Here is a 6453-nt window from a genome sequence, read left to right as displayed (position 1 = left end):
GGTACGTCCGTACCGCCGCAGCGCCCTCGGAAGAAGCTGGGCCCTAGGCCTTCTTGGGCCTGTCGGACTTGTCGAGCACCATCACGAGACCGGCGATCACCAGGAACAGCACGATCGGCAGGGCCACGAACAGGCCGAGGGTCTCGACGACACTCAGCTTGGGGGCCGGGTCGTCACCGTCGTCGCGGGTGAGCGCGAGCGCGGGGGACGACATGAGCAGCATCATCAGCGTCGTACCGGCCGCTACAGCACCGGCGCGCAGGGCGTTCTTCTTGTCCACGGTGCAAACGTAGCGAACACCTAAACGGACCGCGCGTCCGGGGGTGCCGTACGGGAACCCAGCGGGCCGAACACGGCCAGAAGACGGTGGAGGCGGGGCGAGGCGGCCAGTTCCTCCAGGGTGAGGGGCTGGCCCTCCGGGCCGGCCACCGGGAGCCGCCAGTTGGGGTACTGGTCCCAGGTACCGGGCAGGTTCTGCGGCCGTCGGTCCCCCACCGCGTCCGGCAGCCACACCCCGACCATCGACGCCGGGGTGCGCAGCAGGAACCGGTGGACCGCGCGGACCTCGGCCTCCTCGTCGCCCGGCCCCTCCGGGAGCAGCCCGAGCAGCTCCAGCTCCGTCAGCCACTCGGCGACCTCGGCCGCGTCCCGGGCGCGCTCACGCCCGAGATCGCCGGTGAGCAGTCCGAGCCGGTGGCGCAGGGCGACATGGTCGCCGGAGAGCCTGGCCGCGGTGGACGGGAGGTCGTGCGTCGTGGCGGTGGCCACGCAGTCGGTGCGCCACTCCTCGGGGGCCAGCGGGCGGCCCGTGCCGGACCAGTCCCGCTCGAACCAGAGCACGGAGGTGCCGAGCACCCCGCGGTGCGCGAGCCGCTCGCGGACGCCCGGCTCGACGGTGCCGAGGTCCTCCCCGATGACGACCGCGCCCGCCCGGTGGGCCTCCAGGGAGAGGACCGCGAGCATCGCCTCGGCGTCGTAGCGGACATACGTCCCTTCGGTGGGTTCGCGCCCCTCGGGGACCCACCAGAGCCGGAACAGCCCCATCACGTGGTCGATACGCAGCGCACCCGCGTGCCGCAGCAGCTCCCTCAGGAGGCCGCGGTACGGGCCGTAGCCCGAGGCGGCGAGCGCGTCCGGGCGCCAGGGCGGCAGCCCCCAGTCCTGGCCGCGGGCGTTGAAGGCGTCGGGCGGGGCGCCGACCGACATGCCGGTGGCGAAGGCGTCCTGCTGGGCCCAGGCGTCGGAGCCGTCGGGATGGACGCCGACGGCGAGGTCGTGGACGATCCCGACGCCCATGCCCGCCTCGCGGGCGGCCTCGGCGGCGGCGGCGAGCTGCCGGTCCGTCAGCCAGGCCAGCCGGCAGTGGAAGTCGATCCGTGCGGTCAGCTCGTCGTCGGCGCGGACGGCCACGGCGGCGGAGCGGGGGTCGCGCAGCTCCTCGGGCCAGCTGCGCCAGTGGTGGCCGTGCCGCTCGGCGAGCGCCTGATAGGTGGCGTGGTCCTCCAGGGCGGAGCCGCGCTCGGCGAGGAAGTCGAGGTACTCCGCCCGTCTGCCGGGGCCGAGTTCCACCGTCCGTACGAGCTCCAGGGCGCGCCGCTTGACCTCCCACACCGCGTCCCGGTCGATCAAGGCGCCCTTGCGCAGGACCCGTTCGCGCAGCTCGGCGGCGTCGGCGAGGACCGCGTCCACTTCGGCGCCGTACTCGGGCCCGACGAAACCGAACTCGGGGACGTCCTGGATCCGCAGATGGACGGGGTCGGGGAAGAGGCGCGAGGACGGGCGGTACGGAGAAGGGTCCGTGGGCGCCCCGGGAACCGCCGCGTGCAGAGGGTTGACCTGGACGAACCCGGCACCGTGCGTCCGTCCGGCCCAGGTCGCGAGCTCGCGCAGGTCGCCGAGGTCGCCCATGCCCCAGGAGCGGGTGGAGAGCATCGAGTACACCTGGGCGAGCAGGCCGAACACGCGCCCCTCGGGCCGGGGCACGCACGCGGGGGCGACGATCAGCGTGCTCGTGCCGGTGCGCCCTTCGGGGGCGAGGGCCTCGACGCGGTGGACGCCGAGCGGCAGCCCGTCCCAGCCGCCGCCCTCCACCACCTCGCCGGACTCGGTCGTGACGCGCAGCCGGGTGCCCGGCGGAAGGTCCTGCGGCGGGCGCAACGGGCCGTCCTGCCAGCGCACCAGCGTGGCCGGCAGCATCCGGTCCTCGTCGGCCCGCTGTGCCGCATGGAGCGCGGCGGCGACGGCCTCCGGGGTAGTGGCGTCCACGTCGAGGGCGCCGAGGACGGCCACGACCGTGGCGTCGGGCACCTGGACGGTGACGCCCTCGGACGGCTCGTACGCGGTGGCGACGCCATGGAGTTCGGCGAGACGGGCCAGGGTCACTTCACACTCCGGGGGACTCCGTGCCGCCCGCGGTGGCGCGGGCGGTGGGTTCGCTGGTGAGGGGCGCCGCCTCGGTCATGGGCGGCTCGCTGGTGAGGGGTGCGGCGTCGGCGAGGGGCGGTTCGCTCGTGAGCGGGCCCTGTTTCGGTACGCGTATGGGGGTGGAGAGGGGGATGGTCGCGGTCACGGGGGTCTCCCGGTTCGTCTCGACAGGTGGGGCTCCGAGAGCCCTACCCATCGCACCCCGTTTTACCGGCGGAACTTGTCGTGGTGGCGCCACCTCGCCGAAAGACCGCCCGGCAAACCCGACACATCGACCACGTGCATTGACACCCCAGCCGGGCGGGTGGTGGGCTCGTAACCCTCTCGTGACCACGGGAGCCCCACGGGAGAAGAGGAGTCCCCCATGCACCTCGGGCACAGACGGCGGACCGCTTCGGCCGTCGCCGCCGCGGTGATCGGCGGATTCCTCGGCGGCAGCGTGCCGAGCCTCGCCACGGCGGCGCCGACACCCCCGGGCTCCCCCGTCACCACGCCCGACACCGACACGCAGCTGTCGCCCGGGACGGCGGTCTGGCCGCGCCCTCAGTCCCAGCGGGCCACGGGTCCGTCCGTGCCGCTCGGCGACGAGGTGACGCTGCTCACGGACGCCGACGCCGATCCGTACGCCGTCGCCGCACTGCGCGAGGTGCTGCGGGCGGCGGGGGTACGGACCGTCCACACGTCGCTGCCGGGTGCCGGGACCGTGCTCCGCGCGGGCTCCGCCGCCTCCTCGGACGCCCTGCGGGCGCTGCGTGTGCCCGAGCGTGCCGACCTGCCGCGCGGCGGATACCGGCTGGCCACCGGCCAGGTGCAGGGCCGGGACACGGTCGCCCTGGACGGCGTCGGCGAGGACGGCCTGTTCCACGCCGTACAGACCCTGCGTCAGCTGATCGACGGCACCGACGGCGGGCGGACCGTCCCCGGCGTGGTCGTCCGCGACTGGCCCGGCACCGCGGTGCGCGGCCTCACCGAGGGGTTCTACGGCCGCCCCTGGAGCCAGGAACAGCGCCTCGCCCAGCTCGACTTCATGGGCCGCACCAAGCAAAACCGCTACCTCTACGCGCCCGGCGCCGACCCGTACCGCCAGACCCAGTGGCGCGAGCCCTACCCGGCGGACCAGCGTGCCGACTTCCGCGCGCTGGCCGCGCGGGCGCGCGCCAACCATGTGACCCTCGCCTGGGCCGTGGCGCCGGCCCAGTCCATGTGTCTGGCCTCGGACGACGATGTGAAGGCGCTCACCCGCAAGCTCGACGCCATGTGGGCGCTGGGGGTGCGCTCGTTCCAGCTCCAGTTCCAGGACGTCAGCTACAGCGAGTGGCACTGCTCCAGGGACGCGGACACCTTCGGCCGGGGGCCCGAGGCGGCCGCCGCCGCCCACGCGCGCGTGGCGAGCGTGGTGGCCCGGCATCTGGCCGCCCGGTACCCGGACGCGGAACCGCTCACCCTGATGCCGACGGAGTACTACCAGGACGGCGCGACGAAGTACCGCACGGCGCTCGCCGCCGCGCTCGACGACCGGGTGCGGGTCGCCTGGACGGGCGTCGGGGCCGTCCCCCGCACGATCACCGGTCGGGAGCTGGCGGGCGCCCGCGACGCGCTGCGCCACCCGCTGGTCACCATGGACAACTACCCGGTCAACGACTACGCCCGGGACCGGCTCTTCCTCGGCCCCTCCATGGGCCGCGAGCCGGCCGTGGCGGCCGGTTCGGCCGCGTTCCTCGCCAACGCCATGGAGCAGGCGGCCATCTCCCGCATCCCGCTCTTCACCGCGGCGGACTACGCCTGGAACCCGAAGGGTTACCGGCCGCAGGAGTCCTGGCAGGCGGCCGTCGACGAGCTGGCCGGACCGAACCCGGCGGCCCGCGAGGCGCTGCGGGCCCTGGCCGGCAACGACGCCTCCTCGCTCCTCGACCCGTCGGGCGAGTCGGCGTACCTGAAGCCGCTGATGGCCGCGTTCTGGCGGAGCCGTACGAGCCCCGACCCGGTGGCGCGGGAGAAGGCGGCACGCGAACTGCGGGCCGCGTTCACCGTGATGCGGGAGGCGCCCGAGCGGCTGACGGCGACCGCCGACGGCACCCTGGACGACGAGGTACGGCCCTGGCTGGAGCAGCTGTCCCGCCACGGGCTCGCCGGGGAGACGGCCGTCGACATGCTGCTCGCGCAGGCCGGCGGCGACGGCGCGGCGGCCTGGCAGGCCCAGTTGCGGCTGGAGCCGCTGCGGGAGGCGCTGAAGGCGAGCGGGGTGACCGTCGGCGACGGCGTCCTGGATCCCTTCCTCGCGCGGGCCGCGACGGAGTCGGCGGCCTGGACCGGCGCGGACCGGGAGCGGGGCAACGGGCGGGTGGCGGACCGCGAGACGGCGGCGTACACCGTGCGACTGGAGCGCTCGCGGCCCGTCGAGACGGTGACGGTGATGACGGAGCCGGGCGCGGCCGGGTCGGCGCGCGTGGAGGCGTACGTCCCCGGCGAGGGCTGGCGGACGCTGGGCCCGGTGTCCGCGTCCGGCTGGACGCAGGCGGACGTGAAGGGGCTGCGCGCGGACGCGGTCCGTGTCGTGTGGGACGGCGCGGATCCTCGGGTGCGCTCCCTGGTGCCGTGGTTCGCCGACGAGCCGCGCGCCGAGCTCGAGCTGGCCCGGCAGGAGACCGACGCCGAGATCGGCGGCCCCGTGCAGCGGGTGGACGTCCGTCTTGCGGGCCGGCGCGCCGACGAGGTGCGCGGGGAGCTGGCGGCGCGGGCACCGAAGGGGATCACGGTGCGGCTGCCGAAGGAGACCCGGGTGCCGCGCGGCACGCACACGACCGTCCCGCTGGAGGTGTCGGTGGCGCCGGACGTGCCCGCGGGCTCGTACCGGGTGCCGGTGTCCTTCGCGGGCGAGGAGCGGGTCCTGACGGTCCGGGCCTTCCCCCGCACGGCGGGCCCCGACCTGGCGCGTGCCGCGAGGGCCTCCTCCTCCGGCGACGAGACGCCCGACTTCCCGGCCGCCTCGGCGCTGGACGGCGATCCCGCCACCCGCTGGTCCTCACCCGTCGACGACGGTGCCTGGTGGCAGCTGGAACTCCCGCGGCCTGCCCGGATAGGGCAGGTGGTCCTCCACTGGCAGGACGCGCACCCCTCCCGCTACCGCATCCAGGTCTCCGCCGACGGCCGCACCTGGCGCACGGCCGCGACGGTCGCCGACGGGCGTGGCGGCCGGGAGAGCGTCCGCATGGACGCGGCGGACACCCGCTTCCTCCGCGTCCAGGGCGACGCGCGGGCGACGGAGTACGGATACTCGCTGTGGTCGGTGGAGACGTACGCGGTGGCCACGCCGGCCGAGCCCGAGCAGCCGGGTCGGTCCGAGCAGCCCGGCCCGCCCGAGCAGCCGGAATAGGGGCGCCTCCCGGGAGGCGCCCCGTACGACGAAGGCCCGGCTCAACCCGTCTTCACGGCCCCCACGGGGGTGGTGGAGACGGCGTCGATCCGGGCCATCACATCGTCCGCGCCGTACGGCTGCAGATAGGGCAGCCAGCGTGGGTCCCGGTGTCCGGTCCCGATGATCCGCCAGGCCAGCCCGGTGGGCGGGGCGGGTTGGTGCCGCAGCCGCCAGCCCAGCTCGCGCAGGTGCCGGTCGGCCTTGACGTGGTTGCAGCGGCGGCAGGCCGCCACGACGTTCTCCCAGGCGTGCGTACCCCCGCGGCTGCGCGGAATCACGTGGTCGACGCTGGTTGCGACGCCACCGCAGTACATACAGCGTCCGCCGTCACGGGCGAAGAGCGCTCTGCGGGTCAGAGGAACGGGCCCCCGGTAGGGGACCCGCACGAACCGCTTCAGCCTGACCACACTGGGTGCGGGGATGACGCGGGTCTCGCTGTGCAGGAAGGCGCCGGACTCCTCGAGGCAGAGTGCCTTGTTCTCGAGGACGAGGACGAGCGCGCGGCGGAGCGGTACGACGCCGAGGGGCTCGTACGACGCGTTGAGGACCAGGACATGCGGCACGGATGCCTCCTAATACGCCGGCGGCGCGTGGCTCGCGCCGGGACGAACTGC

5 protein-coding genes are annotated in these 6453 nt (G+C 75.0%); 1 reads left to right on the top strand and 4 read right to left on the bottom strand.

The genetic code is table 11. The features are described 5' to 3' along the window. Positions 1–43 precede the first annotated feature (43 nt). From ACFC0D_RS25600 to ACFC0D_RS25590, 3 genes are read right to left on the bottom strand one after another with little or no spacing between them, the layout of a single operon-like run. Complete coding sequence (locus ACFC0D_RS25600) at positions 44–280, bottom strand: hypothetical protein (protein ID WP_376440261.1); 237 nt, start codon at positions 278–280, stop codon at positions 44–46. A 20-nt stretch (positions 281–300) separates the two neighbouring features. Beyond that, positions 301–2382: a 4-alpha-glucanotransferase gene (gene malQ / locus ACFC0D_RS25595; protein ID WP_376440258.1), complete on the bottom strand. Its 2082-nt coding sequence runs from the start codon at positions 2380–2382 to the stop codon at positions 301–303. A gap of 1 nt (position 2383) precedes the next feature. Beyond that, positions 2384–2620, bottom strand: coding sequence for a hypothetical protein (locus tag ACFC0D_RS25590; RefSeq protein WP_376440255.1), 237 nt, complete (start codon positions 2618–2620; stop codon positions 2384–2386). A 168-nt stretch (positions 2621–2788) separates the two neighbouring features. On the opposite strand from ACFC0D_RS25590, the gene ACFC0D_RS25585 reads away from it, so the two are divergent. Then, the gene (locus tag ACFC0D_RS25585) at positions 2789–5797 is read left to right on the top strand and encodes a beta-N-acetylglucosaminidase domain-containing protein (RefSeq protein ID WP_376440252.1); all 3009 of its coding nucleotides are present in this window, start codon (positions 2789–2791) and stop codon (positions 5795–5797) included. A 41-nt stretch (positions 5798–5838) separates the two neighbouring features. Here the strand turns inward: ACFC0D_RS25585 and ACFC0D_RS25580 are convergent, their stop codons facing one another. Further along, the gene (locus ACFC0D_RS25580) at positions 5839–6402 is read right to left on the bottom strand and encodes an HNH endonuclease (RefSeq protein ID WP_329120506.1); all 564 of its coding nucleotides are present in this window, start codon (positions 6400–6402) and stop codon (positions 5839–5841) included. Positions 6403–6453: the final 51 nt, after the last annotated feature.

Source organism: Streptomyces sp. NPDC056222, from assembly GCF_042264065.1.
Taxonomy (GTDB): Bacteria; Actinomycetota; Actinomycetes; order Streptomycetales; family Streptomycetaceae; genus Streptomyces.
This window is presented reverse-complemented; position numbering and strand designations above follow the sequence as displayed.

Bases quoted from the DNA above. Each gene is read 5' to 3' on its own strand.
- ACFC0D_RS25590 (WP_376440255.1), bottom strand. From the start codon at position 2,620: ATGGGTAGGGCTCTCGGAGCCCCACCTGTCGAGACGAACCGGGAGACC.
- ACFC0D_RS25585 (WP_376440252.1), top strand. From the start codon at position 2,789: ATGCACCTCGGGCACAGACGGCGGACCGCTTCGGCCGTCGCCGCCGCG.